This window comes from Agarivorans sp. QJM3NY_30, assembly GCF_050870855.2.
In the GTDB taxonomy this organism is placed as follows: Bacteria; Pseudomonadota; Gammaproteobacteria; order Enterobacterales; family Celerinatantimonadaceae; genus Agarivorans.
This window is the reverse complement of the sequence record NZ_CP194038.2, coordinates 3075775-3091946: the sequence shown is the minus strand read 5'-3', so window position 1 is coordinate 3091946 and position 16172 is coordinate 3075775. Positions and strand designations below refer to the sequence as shown.

16 protein-coding genes are annotated in these 16172 nt (G+C 45.0%); 5 read left to right on the top strand and 11 right to left on the bottom strand.

The window, feature by feature from the left end; all coding sequences use genetic code 11:
- The first annotated feature begins 111 nt into the window (after positions 1-111).
- The 4 genes from ACRRSX_RS14010 to ACRRSX_RS13995 all read left to right on the top strand — a co-directional run bounded on the left by ACRRSX_RS14010 (position 112) and on the right by ACRRSX_RS13995 (position 4854).
- A complete protein-coding gene (locus ACRRSX_RS14010; protein WP_432452574.1) occupies positions 112-2145 on the top strand; it encodes a TonB-dependent receptor in 2034 nt (677 codons plus the stop codon).
- A gap of 83 nt (positions 2146-2228) precedes the next feature.
- Positions 2229-3350 carry an SIP domain-containing protein gene (locus ACRRSX_RS14005; RefSeq protein WP_432452575.1) on the top strand — a complete coding sequence of 374 codons (1122 nt, stop codon included), beginning with the start codon at positions 2229-2231 and terminating at the stop codon, positions 3348-3350.
- 455 nt (positions 3351-3805) lie between these two features.
- A complete protein-coding gene (locus ACRRSX_RS14000; protein ID WP_432452576.1) occupies positions 3806-4303 on the top strand; it encodes a hypothetical protein in 498 nt (165 codons plus the stop codon).
- Positions 4300-4854, top strand: a complete 555-nt coding sequence (locus ACRRSX_RS13995; RefSeq protein WP_432452577.1) for a hypothetical protein — start codon at positions 4300-4302, stop codon at positions 4852-4854. Before ACRRSX_RS14000 ends, ACRRSX_RS13995 begins: the two co-directional genes overlap by 4 nt.
- Before the next feature lie 199 nt (positions 4855-5053).
- On the opposite strand, the gene ACRRSX_RS13990 is transcribed toward ACRRSX_RS13995, so the two are convergent.
- The 9 genes from ACRRSX_RS13990 to ACRRSX_RS13950 all read right to left on the bottom strand — a co-directional run bounded on the left by ACRRSX_RS13990 (position 5054) and on the right by ACRRSX_RS13950 (position 13478).
- On the bottom strand, positions 5054-5752 hold the full coding sequence (locus ACRRSX_RS13990; protein WP_432452578.1) for a TapB family protein: 699 nt from the start codon (positions 5750-5752) through the stop codon (positions 5054-5056).
- A gap of 386 nt (positions 5753-6138) precedes the next feature.
- Entirely contained in the window at positions 6139-7311 is a 1173-nt protein-coding gene (locus tag ACRRSX_RS13985; RefSeq protein ID WP_432452579.1) for an acetyl-CoA C-acyltransferase, read from the bottom strand.
- Positions 7308-8582, bottom strand: a complete 1275-nt coding sequence (locus ACRRSX_RS13980; protein ID WP_432452580.1) for an ArgE/DapE family deacylase — start codon at positions 8580-8582, stop codon at positions 7308-7310. The genes ACRRSX_RS13985 and ACRRSX_RS13980 overlap by 4 nt, the downstream gene beginning before the upstream one ends.
- Positions 8579-9226, bottom strand: coding sequence for a 3-oxoacid CoA-transferase subunit B (locus tag ACRRSX_RS13975; RefSeq protein WP_432452581.1), 648 nt, complete (start codon positions 9224-9226; stop codon positions 8579-8581). Before ACRRSX_RS13975 ends, ACRRSX_RS13980 begins: the two co-directional genes overlap by 4 nt.
- Positions 9213-9908 (bottom strand): CoA transferase subunit A, encoded by a 696-nt coding sequence (locus ACRRSX_RS13970; protein ID WP_432452582.1) that lies wholly within the window; start codon positions 9906-9908, stop codon positions 9213-9215. The genes ACRRSX_RS13975 and ACRRSX_RS13970 overlap by 14 nt, the downstream gene beginning before the upstream one ends.
- Positions 9905-10651, bottom strand: coding sequence for an amino acid ABC transporter ATP-binding protein (locus ACRRSX_RS13965; protein ID WP_432456170.1), 747 nt, complete (start codon positions 10649-10651; stop codon positions 9905-9907). Before ACRRSX_RS13965 ends, ACRRSX_RS13970 begins: the two co-directional genes overlap by 4 nt.
- A 15-nt stretch (positions 10652-10666) precedes the next feature.
- Positions 10667-11329, bottom strand: a complete 663-nt coding sequence (locus ACRRSX_RS13960; protein ID WP_432452583.1) for an amino acid ABC transporter permease — start codon at positions 11327-11329, stop codon at positions 10667-10669.
- Between the two features lie 11 nt (positions 11330-11340).
- Positions 11341-12105 carry an ABC transporter substrate-binding protein gene (locus tag ACRRSX_RS13955; RefSeq protein WP_432452584.1) on the bottom strand — a complete coding sequence of 255 codons (765 nt, stop codon included), beginning with the start codon at positions 12103-12105 and terminating at the stop codon, positions 11341-11343.
- Between the two features lie 47 nt (positions 12106-12152).
- Positions 12153-13478 (bottom strand): aspartate aminotransferase family protein, encoded by a 1326-nt coding sequence (locus ACRRSX_RS13950; protein WP_432452585.1) that lies wholly within the window; start codon positions 13476-13478, stop codon positions 12153-12155.
- 181 nt (positions 13479-13659) lie between these two features.
- Between ACRRSX_RS13950 and ACRRSX_RS13945 the strand changes: the two genes are divergently transcribed.
- Entirely contained in the window at positions 13660-14562 is a 903-nt protein-coding gene (locus tag ACRRSX_RS13945) for a LysR family transcriptional regulator (protein ID WP_432452586.1), read from the top strand.
- A gap of 60 nt (positions 14563-14622) precedes the next feature.
- Here the strand turns inward: ACRRSX_RS13945 and ACRRSX_RS13940 are convergent, their stop codons facing one another.
- Positions 14623-15120 carry an AAA family ATPase gene (locus ACRRSX_RS13940; RefSeq protein WP_432452587.1) on the bottom strand — a complete coding sequence of 166 codons (498 nt, stop codon included), beginning with the start codon at positions 15118-15120 and terminating at the stop codon, positions 14623-14625.
- Positions 15121-15195: 75 nt separating this feature from the next.
- Positions 15196-16140, bottom strand: coding sequence for a hypothetical protein (locus ACRRSX_RS13935; protein WP_432452588.1), 945 nt, complete (start codon positions 16138-16140; stop codon positions 15196-15198).
- Positions 16141-16172 lie beyond the last annotated feature (32 nt).

Sequence of the window (16172 nt, the reverse complement as noted above, 5' to 3'; positions counted from 1 at the left end):
CAGCCTTGAATAATAGAGATCATTTTCATTTTTAATAGCTTTGCTAAATGCAAAGTTAAAACATTCATTACAATTTTTAATTTATTTCATTTTATTTGGAAAGGAAGTCTTATGATGAGTCATTGCCAAAGAAATATTCGAGCCAGTTTGTTTTATTCTCGGTGCTTATTGGCGTGTGTTGTTAGCAGCATGGCATATTCTTCAATATTGAGCGCGGAACCGGTATCGCTTGAAACATACGTGGTCACGGGTGAAAAAAGAGATAAAAACATCAAGGATGTCCCCACTGGTGTCACACTTATCTCAGGCGAGCGCTTAGAGTCTGGAGAATATAAAGAAGCCAAAGAGAGTGCGGTATTGGCGCCTAATGTTATCGCCGATTCGTTTAATAATATCTCGATACGGGGTATTTCGGGCGGCGGAGCGGCCACCGGGGGACTCGCATATTTAACCGGGGCTCGCGCTAGAGTGGTGAGCGTGGTGGATGGTGTGACCCAAGATTTCTCTGGTTATAATTTTAACCCTGTTTCTGTTTGGGATATCGAACAATTAGAAGTGCTTCGAGGGCCTCAATCGAGCAGTCAAGGTTCTAGTGCTATTGGTGGTGCGCTGGTGATCAATACCAACGACCCTACTTTTTATCGCGAAGCCGCGTTTAGAGGCGGTTTTGAAAATTATAAAAATGGCAATATGAATTATAACCTTGGCCTTATGTCATCGGGGCCCTTGCTTGAAGATGAACTGGCCTACCGAGTGGTGATTGATGCTACCACTGGAGAAGGCTGGTTAAATTACGATACTAATGGTTATGATACGCCGAATCTAAGTGAGTCAGATAAGCTTAACGCTAGAGGAAAATTGCTGTGGCTGCCTACTCATATCCCTGCTTTGTCTGCAAAGCTCACTCTTAATTATCATAATAATCAAGGGGAGCATGCTAACTTTGCCAGTAATACCGATGAGGGCATTGCCTCTAAGACATTCTCCTTAAACGGCTCTAACGAAGTGCGTTTGCAAGACTCTAAAGCGGACTCTATTGCGGCAGACATTGATTATCAGATCAATGATAGCCTAACTAACTCGTTGCATATCAGTCGCAGTAGCTCTGATATCCATGACGATGCCTATTCGACAGGCAATACCTACGATATTAACAATGAAACTTATGCCTTGGAGAATCGGCTGCTACTCAGCGAAAACGAGTCGGCGCTAACCGGGGTTGTTGGGATCTTTATTTCTCATAAAGATGCTTCTCTTGCTACCTCTAACTTTACTATTGCAACCGAATATCAAACCACAACCAGCGCCTTATATGGGGAGGGAACATATTCACTTTCGCCAAAATACAGGCTAGTGGCGGGCGTACGGGTCGAAAATGAAGACGCAGATAAGACTAGTTCTACAGCGTTTTCTGGGGGCGATAATAGTCAAAACGACAGTGAAACCTATTATCTGCCGAAGCTGAGTTTGCTCTATGACTTGGCCGACTCAACCACTCTTGCTGCAACAGCCAGCAAAGGTTACAGCCCTTCCGGTTTAGGGATTAACTTTTTTGGCGAAGAATATAGTTATGACAGTGAAACGGTATCGGCATTTGAGCTAAGCAGCAAGAGTATATTTGTCGGTGGAAGCGTATTAAATGCCAATTTGTTTTATAACGATTACAAAAATTATCAAGCAGGAACCAGTGGTTTTACCATTGAGAATGTCGGCAAATCTTATACCTACGGCTTAGAGCTAGAGGGCACCACTTGGTTGACCAACAATCTAGAAATAACAACGGCGATTGGTTTGCTAGACAGTGAAATCAGTGATGATGAGTCATATCAGGGGAATCGGCTCACTAATGCGCCAAAACTGAATGCGAGCCTTGGTTTCACGGTGTATATCGATGAACGTTGGACTCTAGGTGCCAACGCCACCTATGTCGGAGAGTACTACTCAGACTTAGAAAATACCGAGACATCAGTCGCTGGTGATTATGCTCTGCTTGATGCTCGCGCGAGTTACCGAGTAGGAGACTTCACCATTAATGCCTACATTAAAAATCTCACCAATGATGATGCGGTTTCCTATCGTGCTGGCGCGCTTGCCTCGGTTGGCCAGTCACGCACTATTGGCATGAGTGCCATGTACCGTATGTAGATTGATTCGCCACAATGATTCGTTTTTTCGCAGAGCTTTATTAAGCTCTGCTCGTTTAAGTCCAGCAGAAGTACGAAAAACTCATGAGCATGTCACCAACCCCCATTCGCGATGTTGACCATAAAGTCGACATTATTGACCATGTTAATCAAGACCACCCCGAGGAGTTATTAGCCATTGCTAAAAGCCATGTGTCGGATAAACAAATAGTATCGGCAAGGGTTAAAGATATCTTCCAAGAGGGGATTCAACTTGATATCGTATTTGCAGTTGAATCGGCTCAACACACAATACTTGTCCCCTTTGAAATAGAGGGCAGTTTAGAAGAAAGAATTCTCTATTTAGCTTACGCGAGTATTGTAAAGCAGGGGCTTGACTTTTCGGGCAATGGTAAGCAGTTTTTTGAAGTGCTTGATAAACAATGGCTCACCGCCAATATCATTCGCTTGACCGTAAAAAGTGACATGCCTTTACCAGAATACTACCCAGGCTATGCCTATGCTTTGGTGTTAAAAGGCATGCAAAAAAAGCGGGCAAATTCGGTCCAACAAAGTACTCAAAAACATTGCTTAAAGCGTATAGCTGACCATCTGTTTATTTGGTTAATGAAGCACCTTTCAACGAAGAATCGTGAAAAACTGTTATATAAAGCCAATAAAAATGTGCGGCTTTACACCTTACGTAAATCATGGAAAAGCAGTGATTCCGCCCCTTTCCCCGACCGTGGGCAGATAGATATTTATACGCATGGCAATAGCGCGGGGAGCCAGTGGGCAGAGCGCTTGAGTATCGGTGATGTATTTATGAGTCGTTCACAAACCCAAGACCAACACCCCCATTTAGCCAATGGTCAAGCTCTGATTATTGCTGATGAAACGGCATATCCTGCGGCGGCGGGTATTATTGAACATTGGAGTAATGCATTACCGCCAGTGGTCATTATATTAAGTGCCAACAAAGAGCAGCAGAACTACTTTTCTGAAGACAGCCTGCCTCGCGGCGCTCAACTTCACCGAGTGGTTTGTGCAGAACAAGAGCAAGCCACAGAAGTGTTACGCATATTACGCAGTCTCGATAACATCGATGCGGTATGGGCTGCGCTAGAGTCGTCTTCAGCGACAAAAGTACGACACTACCTGCGTAATCAGCGCCATATCAAGGGAAAAAATAATCACACCAAAGCTTATTGGAAGCTTAAGTCATAAGGTTCACTATTTAAGGCTAATTACATTGCCTGCTGCGGCATTTTTAAATGCCGCTAATTTTTGACGGCAGGCCATCTGGCTGTCGCCGTATTTGCGTAATAATCAGATATATATAGTTTCTATTTGGAGAGCCCTTCGCAGTTATGCCCTTGCCATTCGCTAGTTCTTGGCGTTTAATAATCAAAGTCTTATTAAGCGGTGACCTTCCAACAGCGGACTTTCACCTCATGAGTTCATGCCCATGCTGGCGGCACACAAAAAGCTGCACTCGGAATTATTTTATTACGCTCGTTTTTGTGAATTGCACTGCGCTTCATTTTTACACAAAACGATCTCCGTAAAATAATCCGGTAAGCTTGGGGGGTCTAGAAGTCGTGGCAGGGATCGGCCTGTAACTTGGATTAAAAATAGCATCAGTGGTAAGACAGGAAAGCTTCGGTGTTTGAGGGATGAGAATGAAAAGCGGCAAAAAGGAGTTGAAAACAGGCACTCGCTTTAAAAGGGTGAAAAAAATTTTATTTCGAGTCGTGATCGCTCTGGGTCTCTCCATCGCCCTGAGCATTGCGCTTATCGTTTATACTCCGCCCATATTTACCGTAGCCTTAAATACCAGCTTAGCGTTATTGCCAGAGCACAAATTTGTAAGCTACAGGGTTCAGGCAAAATCTGAGTTGGCTGAGCGTTGGCAGCTGAGTACCTCTTTTTCTAATGATGATGCGCTGTTACAAGCGCTGAAACAAGGTTTGCCTGAGAGCCACGATAAAAGTACTTTTTTTGCGCGTATGTTTGTGGTTCATGATTATCCGCAGCCTTGTCAGTTTATGATTTTCGGCCTGCACCGGAGTATCGATATAAGCTGGCAGGTCGAAGGGCTGCGCTGTAACAGTAAGGCCAGTTGTGAAGTGGCTCGAGTCCAACATATTTGTCCTGAACGTAAGAGACATGACAAATGAAGGCAAAGTTAAAACTGGTGCTTTGGATTGCGATAGCCTTGTTGGCGATTGTCGGGATGCAAGGTTTAAGTAGCAACTATAGCTTGAGTGATATGCGGGCCGTGGTGGATGCATATTATTGGTATATTCTGCCGGCTTATACTTTGGTTATTTTTCTGCGTGGGGTACTTTTTATCCCGACTATGCCCTTGATTCTGTTAATGGCAAGTAGTATCGATCCGCTGCTGATGTTTCTTCTTACTTTGGTGGCATCTTGTAGCTCCGCCTATTTGGTTTGTCTGGCGATTGATTACATGGATATGCAAAAGCGACTGGAAGCCTTGCCTAGCAAGAGTGTGCAACGAGCGCAGCGCTGGGTTCGCTCTTTTGGTGTTGCGGCGATTGCCGGATGGGCTTTTTTCCCTTTGGTATTTACCGAGCTGATTGTCTATCTCGCGCGCTTGGCCGGTTTACCGCGACGACAGATTGTGATGGCGGTTGGTCTTGGCGAAGGGTTGTTGATTAGTGGGCTGATTGTTGTCGTCAGCTGGTTTACCAGCGTGGCACTGTGAGCTGACTTTCAAGGCTTACTCGGAGCAGCTTTAAGTTGCGCTAGAGCTTGCTTGATGAGATGTTTAAAACGCTACCTTTAGGCCGAGCCTGATGGCAGCGTTTTTAATGGCTAGTGCGGGTGGAGCGAGGAGACTTATCCCCCCATTTTTTAACCAGCTGTATCATCGTTTAAATATTGAAATAAACACCATTTGGAATTTACATTTTGACGCCATTGAGCTCTGCTTCAACCAGTTTGCTAATAGTTCCATCATTTGATATTTGAACTTCCACTCCGTAGTTTGCTGCGTACCAGATGATATCCTTACCCTCAGCCGGAGAGCCGTCAGGTAATGTCATTGAATAACTTTGTTCAAATTTGCATGTTTTGAAGGTACCAGCAGGAACAGTGATGTTTTCAAAGCCTTGAAATTCTGAACTAATGTTGGTCACAAATTCTTGGTCAACCCCCGATGAGTTGTTTACGATCATGGTAATGGTTTGACGATGAATATCACCTTTATCTACGTCAAATCGCATTGAGGTACCAGGCGTATAGCTCAATTCGTTTTCATTTGCATTATCAGTTTCTCCCAACATGATTTGTTCTTTATTCCCTTCATCGATGAATAAATAGGCGTTATCGGTGACGTTATTTTCGGTTGTTTGAGCGAGCAATGCAGGCTGGCTCCGGTAAGTTGTTTCTTCAATCACTTTCGTTAAACTGGTCTCAATGGATCCATCTTGCGCGACCATGCTGATAGTCTGTGTTGCACCGAGCTCATATAAATCTTCATTAAAACAAATGGAGGCATTCTCGATATCGATGTTTTTTACATCGCCACTCTCGCTATTGCTACTACCACAACCCCCGATTGAAACCGCTAACATAAAGAATGGTAAGACTGTAACTTTCATTTTAATTCCCTTAATAAGTCAATATTTTTTACACAATGCCGCTGATTAAAAGAGAGTACCTTTGATGAGCGGCTAATCAGTGCTCATATTATTATTTCTCTGGCTGGCAAGCGCTGGGTGAATAGAGTCACGTTACGGCAGGGCTTTGACATAATGTCACTCTCATATTAAGAGTGACTCGACCTGTAAGCCAGTCGAGAAGCATTGAAGTATACGCCTGATTTATAAAGGATTACATCTCTATAATGTTCTATGTAAACAAAACGTTAGTAATTTGTCTCTAGGTTTTTTAGCATTGCTGAATGACTCGAAAGTAACGGTGGTTGCATATCCATGGAACAAACTGTTACATGGATATGGGGAGTATATGAACAATGATATGGATTTTAGACTCGCTCGATTAACATCGCGATCCCTTGACCGCCTCCGATACAAGCGGCAGCAACACCGTAGCGAGCTTGTTGTTGGTGTAAAGTTCGAGCAAGTGTGCCAACTAAGCGAATACCACTGGCTCCAAGGGGATGGCCGAGGGCGATGGCTCCGCCGTTTATATTTAGCTGTTCATGGCTAATTCCCAATTGTGCCATTGCATAAAGTGGTACGATGCTAAATGCTTCGTTAATTTCCCAGCAATCGATTTGCTCTGGTTTTAGCTTCGCCATTTGCAGCACTCGCTGTATCGCGGGCACCACACCTTGTCCCATAAGTTCTGGTTGAGTACCTCGATCGGCGCAAGCAACTATTCGAGCGAGTGGTTGAGCATGATGCTCCTCTAAAGCTGACTCCGTCATTAACATCATCAGCGCCGCACCACTGGTTAAGGGGGAGCTATTCCCAGCGGTTATATGACCGTTTTCAGTGAATACCGGTTTAAGCGCTGCGAGTTGGCTGAGGCTGGTATCGCTTCGAATGTTGGCATCCTGTTCAAATACGGAGTCATGCTTGGTATGGATCGGCAGAATTTCTTGGCTTAAGTAACCACTGGCTTGGGCATTGGCTGCACGTTGGTGTGAGCTTAAAGCGAATTCGTCCATTGTGTTTCGGTCGCACTGTGTTTTTTTCATCAAGGCTTCTGCTGTGAGGCCCATATTCATCACGACATCCATTTGATAACGATCGGCGTAATGTTCTGGAATCGTGAGAATACCTTGCTGAAATAACGAGGGGCCCATGGGGATCCGAGTCATGTTTTCATAGCCTCCGGCGAGTGCGATATCGGCTGCCCCCGAAGCTAAAATTAATGCACTGGAACGGATTGCTGAGATCCCAGAACCACATTGCTGGTCGATACTTCTGCTGGCACACTGATCGCCTAATTGGCTTTGATAAAGCGGATAACGTCCACCAAAACTCCACTGATCTTTAACACTGAGAGCGCAGCCGAGCGATAGGTCATCCACCTTATCTGCATTAACCGCGGTTTCGATTAACGCATGGTCGATCAGTTGTGCCAAAAGTGTATCGCCACGTATTGGCGCTAAGGTGTCAACCTCGGATTTTTTAGGGTGGGCTCGACTAAAGGCAGTTCGTTGATAATGACTTAGATAAACAGCTTTCATTTTTTCTCCAGTTGACACCAGCGGCTGATAAAGAGAGCGTAGGTTTTTAAGGTGTGGCGAATGGATTCGATATCGACGCACTCATCAACGCCATGAATGTTCTTTGCTATTGGCCCGTAGCAGGTTCCAGCGGTTCGACTATAGAAATGGAATGCGCGTAAGTCGGTGGTACAAGTGGATAAATAATGCTCAGGTTCTTTTCCTAATAATGTGTGATGACAGTTAGCAAGCAAGCCGACCCCTGCATGGCCAGTATCCACGATATGTCCTTCAGAACGAAAGCCATGAAACCGCAGGATCGGTTTTTGACTCACAAAGGCTTTATCTTTTAAGGCTGCTTGTTCAATACAATCGTTTACCCGTTGCATGATATGACTGGCACTCATGCCAGGCGGAAAGCCGATCCGTCCTTCCATTTCGGCATGTGCGGGAACACTCGAAGCCCAATTACCGCCTTTAATTTTACCAATGTTCAGGTTAAACGGTTGCGCAATTTGATCATAGGGTGCTGGTCGTTCGAGCTCATTAAGTTCAGCTTCTAGCGATTTTAACCAAGGAATTAATTTCTGTATTTTCTCGATCGCATTGTCGCCAGCTGATGTATCTAAAACATGGGCGGGTCGGCCTCTGACCAGCAGTTTGAACCATAAGACACCAACTTGAGCGGCATAAATTTGTGGTCCGAAGGGTTCTGGAATTAGCACGAAGTCGCCGCCAAATCCTTGCTGTAAACATGCCAGAGCGCCATTTCCAGAGCACTCTTCTTCGACCACGGCTTGAATAATTAACGGTGACTTAATTGTATACCCGGCGTGTTGAATGGCATGTACCGCAAAAATCATTGCGGCGACGCCCGATTGCATATCACCTGCGCCTCGACCATATAACCAACCGTCCTTTCGCCATGGTTGATTAGGAGCCTGAGTCCACATGTCTGCTGGGTCTGCGCTCACAACATCGAGATGACCATTCAGTACCAGCGTTTTACCTGGAGCGCCTTTGTTGAGTTGACTTACCAGGTTGTATTTATTCTCATGATCCCATGGCACGGGGGCATAGAGGGCGTGACCGCACATATCACTATGCTTCATTGCGACACGTTCCACCGGAAGTTTTAAGGCGCAGAGCTGTCTTTCAACAATATCTAGAACACCTTGCTCATGGTTGAGTACGCCGTATTGTTGGACCATGTCTTCGGTGAAAGAGAGGGCATCTTCGAAGAGTTGCTCGCAGCTATTGAGGATGGCTTGTTCACATTGATTAAAGCTCATAGCTCACCTATTTGTTCTGGAATGATAAGATCAGCTTCGGTGAAGTGAATCAGTTGCTCTAGACTTATATCTTTGGCTTTTTCTTTAAGCACTAAACCCTGCGGGGTCACATCCATCACCGCCTTATCTGTAATAATCCGCGATACACAGTGTCTTGCGGTAAGTGGTAATCGGCACTGCTTTAGAATTTTAGGCTGGCCTTTTTTGTCACAGTGGGTCATCAATACCACAATACGCGGGGTTTTTTGTGCAAGCTCCATCGCGCCGCCGATGCCTGGCGAAAAACGCCCCGGGATCTTCCAGTTGGCTAAGTTACCGGCTTGGTCCACTTCAAACGCCCCAATCATGGTTAAATCCAGTTTTGCACGTCGGATCATCGCAAAAGATACAGCACTATCGAAATAGCTACTGCCGAGACAAGTTGAAATATAGTTCCCGGCGGAGTCTATCACGAAGGGGTCTATATCCTCCGGTTTCGGTTGTTCGGCGGCGCCGAGCACGCCATTTTCGCAATGGATTAAAATGTTTAATTCCTTCGGTAAAAACTCGACAACTTTAGCTGGTAAACCAATCCCAAGATTGATGACAGTGTCGGCTTGTATCTCGCGCGCGGCTCGTTCGATGATTCGACTAATATTTGACATGATGAGAAAGAGCTCCGTATTCATCAGATAATGCGGCTAATGGCACTAAACTGCTCACAAATACCGATGGCGTATGAATGTGATTTGGATTAAGGCTCCCGGGTTCTTGGCAATCAGCGGTTTCCACAATCACATGGTTTGCTGCCATTGCCATTAAGGGACTGAAGTTGATCGCCGACCCCTGATACATTAAGTTGCCGTAGTGATCGGCTTGGGCTGCGTGCAATAAGGCAAACTCTGCGCTTTGCGCCATTTCAACTTTATAGCGCTGTCCTTGCCATTCCAAAAGCTGTTCCGGTAAGGTGATTTCAGAATCGAGCCCAATATCAGATAAAAAGCCAAAGCTGCCGGCTCCGGCAGTACGGATCTTTTCGGCGAGAATGCCTTGCGGGTGAAATTCAACTTCTAATTGGCCGCTGTTCATCAAGTCGATCACCGGTTTATTTAAACCTAGATGGGTGGTAATTAGTTTATCGACCTGACCATTTTCGATAAGTTTACTGATCCCAATACCACTCTCGTTGGCATCGTTTTTGATTAAGGTTAAATGACGCTGCCCTTGGCGTAATAATTCGTTGATCAGGGTGAAAGGGGTTCCTGGGCAACCAAAACCGCCCACCATAACCGTCGCACCCTCGGGGATTACAGCAATTGCCTGCTGTAATGTTTGTTGTTTGTTCATGAATGAATGCTCGCTAGAAATTGCTGGGTTCGCTGATGCTGAGGATTGCCAAATAATTGCTCTGGTGTGCCGTCTTCAACGATGTAACCACCGTCCATAAATATCACGCGGTCAGCAACTTTTTGTGCAAAACTCATTTCGTGAGTCACAATCAGCATGGTCATACCATCGCGAGCCAACTGTTCTATAACCGCCAGTACTTCGCCCACCAGTTCGGGATCGAGAGCCGATGTGGGTTCATCAAACAACATAACCGCTGGGTTCATCGCTAACGCTCGGACAATCGCAACGCGCTGCTTTTGACCACCAGAAAGCATGTCTGGATAGGCATTTTGTTTGTCGGCTAAACCGACACTTTCCAGTAATTTGATGGCTCGACGAGTCGCTTCTTGGCGGGCTTGTTTGAGCACAATAGTTGGGCCTTCAATTATATTTTCGAGGATCGTCATGTGCGGGAATAAATTGAAGTGCTGGAAAACCATGCCTAAGTTGGTACGAACTTTACATAAATGACGCTCGAGCATTTTTCCGTTGAGATTATCGTCATTTACGAGCGTGTTATTCACGATAATGGTACCTCCGCTGGGGGTCTCCAAATGGTTCATGGTGCGCAACAGAGTGCTCTTGCCTGAGCCGCTAGGACCAATGATGACAATCACTTCCCCTGCGTTTACATCTAAGTTGACCGAACGAAGCACTTCTAGTTGGCCATAGCTTTTCTTTAGGGCGTTGATTTTTACAATGGAGTTGGCCATTCCTTAGCTCCTCGTGGTTTTTTGATGCAGGTGTCGTTCTAATTTATGCAGTAAGGCGGCGGTTACACTTGTCATGACGGCATACAGCATAGTTGCCGCGAGGTAGAGCTCAAATGGCTTATAGGTGGTTCCAACTAATTGTTGCGTTTTCATGGTGAGTTCAACCAGCGTAATCGTGGAAACCAGAGAGGTATCTTTGATTAAGATAATAAAATTGTTTCCTAAAGGCGGAATAATATTGCGCAGCGCTTGCGGAAGAATAATGCGCCGCATGGTTTGCGCATGATTCATTCCGATTGATTTGGCTGCTTCTGTTTGGCCTTGTCCAATCGATTGAATGCCAGCTCTTATGGTTTCGGCATTGTAAGCGCCCACATTGAGCGCTAAACCAAGTACACCAGACAAGAAGGGGGATAAATCAAGTCCAAACTGGGGCAATCCATAGTAAATAAGAAACAGTTGTACTAATAATGGGGTCGAGCGAATTAACCAAATATAGAAGTTGGCGATTGCTCTAAATAGTAGATTATTAGAGACCTTTGCCAATGCCGCAATCAAACCAAACGCTAAGCCTAAAGCAAGCGCCACGATGGCGATATATAAGGTGAGAATTGCCGCCTCAGAAAGCACGGGCATATATTTTATGATGATAGCCCAGTCAAACATGAATTCACTCCTTATCGAATATCGGTACCGAAGTACTTCTGGCTGATCTGGGTATAAGTACCGTCAGATTGCATTTCGGTAATGGCGCTATTAATTGCCTTAAGCAACTCTGGGTTTCCTTTATTGAGGGCGATGCCAATCAATTCAGGGTAGAGCAGTTCTCCAGCCATCTGTAATTTGAAATCATGCTGTTTAATTGCCATTAAGCCCGTCATTCGGTCAGAGACAAATCCAGCAAGTCTGCCTGATTGAGTTTCCATAATCAGTTGCGGAACGCCTTTATAGGTACGAACTTCGACTTCCGGAGCATTTTTACGTAACCACGCCTCGAAGGTGGTGCCTAGGGTTACCCCTACTTTTTTGCCTTTGAGATCTTCTATGTTCATCGTTTTAGCGCCTTTTTTGACGAATAGTTGTGCGCCAGAGCGATAGTAGGGTTGCGAAAAGTCGATAGTTTTTAGGCGGTCTTCGGTAATGGCCATGGAGCCAATGATGGTGGTATAGCGCTTGGCCAACAGACCCGCAATAATCCCATCCCAGGCGGTGGCAACGGGTTTACCTTCAACACCAATCCGACGCGCTATTTCTTGACCAATTTCAACATCAAAACCAACCAATTTACCGTTGTCATCAACATAGTTGAACGGCGGGTAGGCCCCACTTAGGGCAAAACTGAGTTGTTTGTCTTGTTTTACCTTGGCGATCCCATCCTCGGCGTGAGCCGATAGTGTTAATCCCAAACTTAGACATGCACTTAGTAGTATTCTTAAAAACATATTAATTTCCTTTTAATATCGAATGTAAATTAAGGCGTATACAGCTGCTATAAATAGGCCTGTTCGAGCTTGTGTAAAGCATCACTAAATAACGAAACGATTAAATCGATTTCTTCACTTGTGACGGTTAATGGAGGAGCAATCAGGATATGGTCACCTGCGACTCCGTTGAGACTGCGACGGGGATAGATTAATAAGCCCATTTGTTTCGCAATATTGGTAATCTGCGCAAAAATATTGAATTCGGCTGGCCATGCTTGTTTAGTTTGTCGGTTTTGAACAAATTCAACACCTTGTAGTAAACCAATCCCTCGAACATGACCAATCATCGGATGGTAATCTTGTAATTGATCGAGCTTCTCGCGCAAGTAAGCTCCTTGTTTGGCGGCATTGGCCACGATTTGCTCGTCATGCATTGCTTGAATAATGGCGCGACCTGTCGCGCAAGCTAATGGATTCCCTGCGTAAGTATGACCATGTTGAAACCCGCCGCTCTCAAGGACGGGGCTGACCAATTCTTGTCTCGCCAGCATTGCTGCGATAGGGTAGTAACCGGCACCTAAGCCTTTCGCCAAGGCGACAATATCGGGTTTTATATCCCAGTGTTGGTATGCTAACCATTGGCCGGTGCGCCCCATTCCTGAAAGCACTTCATCAAGAATAAGTAAGCAGCCGAAGCGCTGGCAAAGTTGTTGAATACCATCATAATATTGCTGAGTAAGCATTCTTGCACCGGTGCTGGCACCGCCAACGGGCTCGAGTACGATGGCTATAATATTTTCACCGCCTACCTCGTTGATCGCCGCTTCAGTTTCGCCCAATACCGCTTCAATATGGAGTTGCAGTGAGGCTTGTGAATAGCGGTAAAGATCGGGTGAGGGCACTTTAATTGCTGAATTAATAATGCTGCTAAAGGGCTGCTCTAACGGTTGATAACTGGTTAAGCCTAAGGCTCCCAAGGTGCTGCCGTGATAGGACGGTCGCAGTGACACGAAATGCTGACGTTGGGTTTGTCCAAGTGCAAAAAAGTACTGGCGAGCGAGTTTAATCGCACTTTCTACGGCTTCTGAACCGCTGCCGACAAAGAACACTTTATCTAAGTCATGATTGGTTATTTCAACCAACTGATTGGCTAAATCAATCGCCGCCTGATTCTCAAACTGGGTGCGATAGCTGAAGGCTATCGTCTCTAGTTGTTGTTTCATCGCTGCTTTAATTGCCGGATGATTATGACCCATATTACAAGTAATCGCGCCGGAACAGCCATCAATGTAGCGTTTACCGTTATTGTCCCAAAGATAGATACCATCAGCACGATCAATCAATGGCGCATCATCACTAGTTTGATAAAACAAAGCATTATTTGTTGTCATTACACCCCTCACATCCGTGTTTGAAAAATATTGGTTTTCCTCAATACAAGATCGATTATAAGAAGGAATTTAATATTGTAAATTATAATGTTTTTTCATTAATTGATGACTTTTACTCATATGCTGAGTGATACTATTTAGTATTGAAATCCCGCATTGGCATCCAAAATAAGGGCAGGATATGTCGCAAATTAATTTAAATTCGTTGAAATCACTGATTATTTTTAAAGTGCTTTATGAAACAGGAACGGCGACTCGTACTGCAAAAGATTTAGGCATTACTCAATCTGGGGTGAGCCGTTCCTTGGCCTTACTCGAAGAAAACATAGGGATGCCTTTGTTTACTCGATATAAAAAGCGTCTCATCACCACTCCGGAAGCCGATGAATTATATGGCGAAATACTCGGCCTACTGGGTAACCTTGAAGAGATGAAGCATAGTATTGTGGCTTTGCGTGAGTTTGGCGCATCAAGGATCCGCTTAGCCGCGGTGCCCGGTTTGGGTTTTGCTTTTGTACCACAAGTGATTGCGGCGGTGTTAGGCATTAACTCTGGATATAATATCTCTTTCGACATCTTGACGAGTTCAGAGGTGGTGCGGGCTGTAGAGGCGGGGCAGTTTGATGCCGGTTTTGTTACCTTGCCTGTTAGTAGTCAAACGCTGATTGTTGATAAAATTTGTGAAGTGGAAGCGGTCTGTTTGGTCCCCATTGAACATCCGCTTGCCAATAAGGCGCAAATATCTACCGATGATTTTAAGGATCAACATTTGGTGATCCCCAATCAACCTAACTTAGCGGCGGACCAGCTGTTAATGCATATTGCCAAGAGTAATATTCGAATTTCTGGGAAAACCGAGGCAAATATTGCCGCGATTTGTTCTTTGGTTGCACACAATGTGGGAATGAGCCTGATTAACCCCATTACCGCTTATGACTTAGCTAATCTGGATAAAGTCGCAATTCGTCCTTTTAAACCCGCAGTGAACTACAGCTTTGGCTTAGTGTATAAGCGAAGTTGGTCAGGCAATCAGTTTATTAAGCTATTAAAGGAAAACCTACCCGCGGTCCCTAAACCTCTGTAATCCCCTGCTTGGGCCTGTTCGGATCTGCGAGACATAAATGTAACAACATAAAACTGCGGCCTAATGATTCAGTTCTGCAATAAATTTGATATGTTGGTAGGTGTTGGTATGCATCAGTTGTTGGTAATAGCGCTGATTGCTTCTATAGGTTCTTAGCGTCCAAAGTATTATCGAATCTCGGCTCATAAAGTTTTTTCGAAAACTTTCTCGATTGCCAGTTCCCTGCCATAGTTCTTGGCGATGTAAGCTGCGGCTCAACGCCCGTCTTACCGCCTGAAATAAGGTTCTGCGGAGTGAATAATCGAGCCAAATTACGGTATCAACATGGGCCCATTTCACTGGGATCGTTCGATTATAGTTGCCATCTAAAACCCAGTTTTCTTGCTCGGTAACGGCAGTAATCGCTGCGAATAGTTGTGGATCGGTGGATTCAGTCCAATTGGACTTCCAGAACATCGCATCCATCTCATAATGCGGGTAAGCCAAGGCTTTCGCTAATTGTTTGCTAAAGGCAGTTTTACCGCTGCCGCTGGTCCCTATAATATTGATACCTTGCATGGTGAACTCTTGAGCTGATCGATCTCTGGTAGAAGCAACACCGAGTCGCCAGCGTTGTTGCTTCTATACAGTCGTTTAGGGTGTCAAAGTCATTGAATCGGCGACTAATTGAATGGCATTTACTAGTTCTGTTATCTTCTGCGTGGCTCCTGTTGAGACGAGGCGCAGATAGCTTCCGTCTTCTTTCATTGCTAGATATTGAACAATTGTTTTATCGCCAGCAGTCGCTTGTATTTTGTATCCGTCTAAGTTCGCAAATTTAACGGGCTGAGCGTTGGTAATGCGGGCATCCTGAAAACCAGTTGTCGATTTCAAAAATTGTTCTGCAGCAGGCTTAATATCACCAATGTTGTGCTGAGCTTGTGAGCTTGCAAGGACCATGATCGGTAAATTGCCGCTTGGATCGCTACCGTCGAAAGTGGTGAGTAAGGCGGAGCTGCCAAGCAGTACATCCACGACTTTAAAGGGAGAGAATGCTGTAAATTTAAAAGGTAAGTTTTGCAACTTTGTTTCAAGCGGTTCAGCTGCAGAAAGTGAGATGGATTGTAGTGATTTTATGACGTCATTTTCGCTCAGCTGCTCCTGGTTTAAAAGATTGTAGTTAATCAGAACGCTTGAGTTCCCATCGAGTAGACTTATATATTTAACAACATTTATGCCATTAATATGCTGATTTCCCGATAGCAATGGAATGCTGTTGGCGCCAACTTTGATGTTTTGACGTTTGCTTATCTGGATCCCTTTTGTGGCGAAGCCCTTTTTTGCAATCGCGGCATCAGTGAAGAGTATTTGTAGTTGAGCGTAGGCGTCTCCGGGGAGCTCGGCAATCACAATGCTGGAATGTGTTGTCAAATTTTCAAAGCCTGAAAAACTGTTAGACAGCGTAAAACCAGCAGGAGGCGTCATGGATACAGTGGTGCCCGGAACATGCACTAACGCCTGACCAGCCCAAGACATCATGGGAGTGAGCAAAATGATTGCGGTGATGAACCGAGCAATTTTGATTCGATGTGCTTTCAATATTCACCTCTTATAGTTATTCAAACACTCAG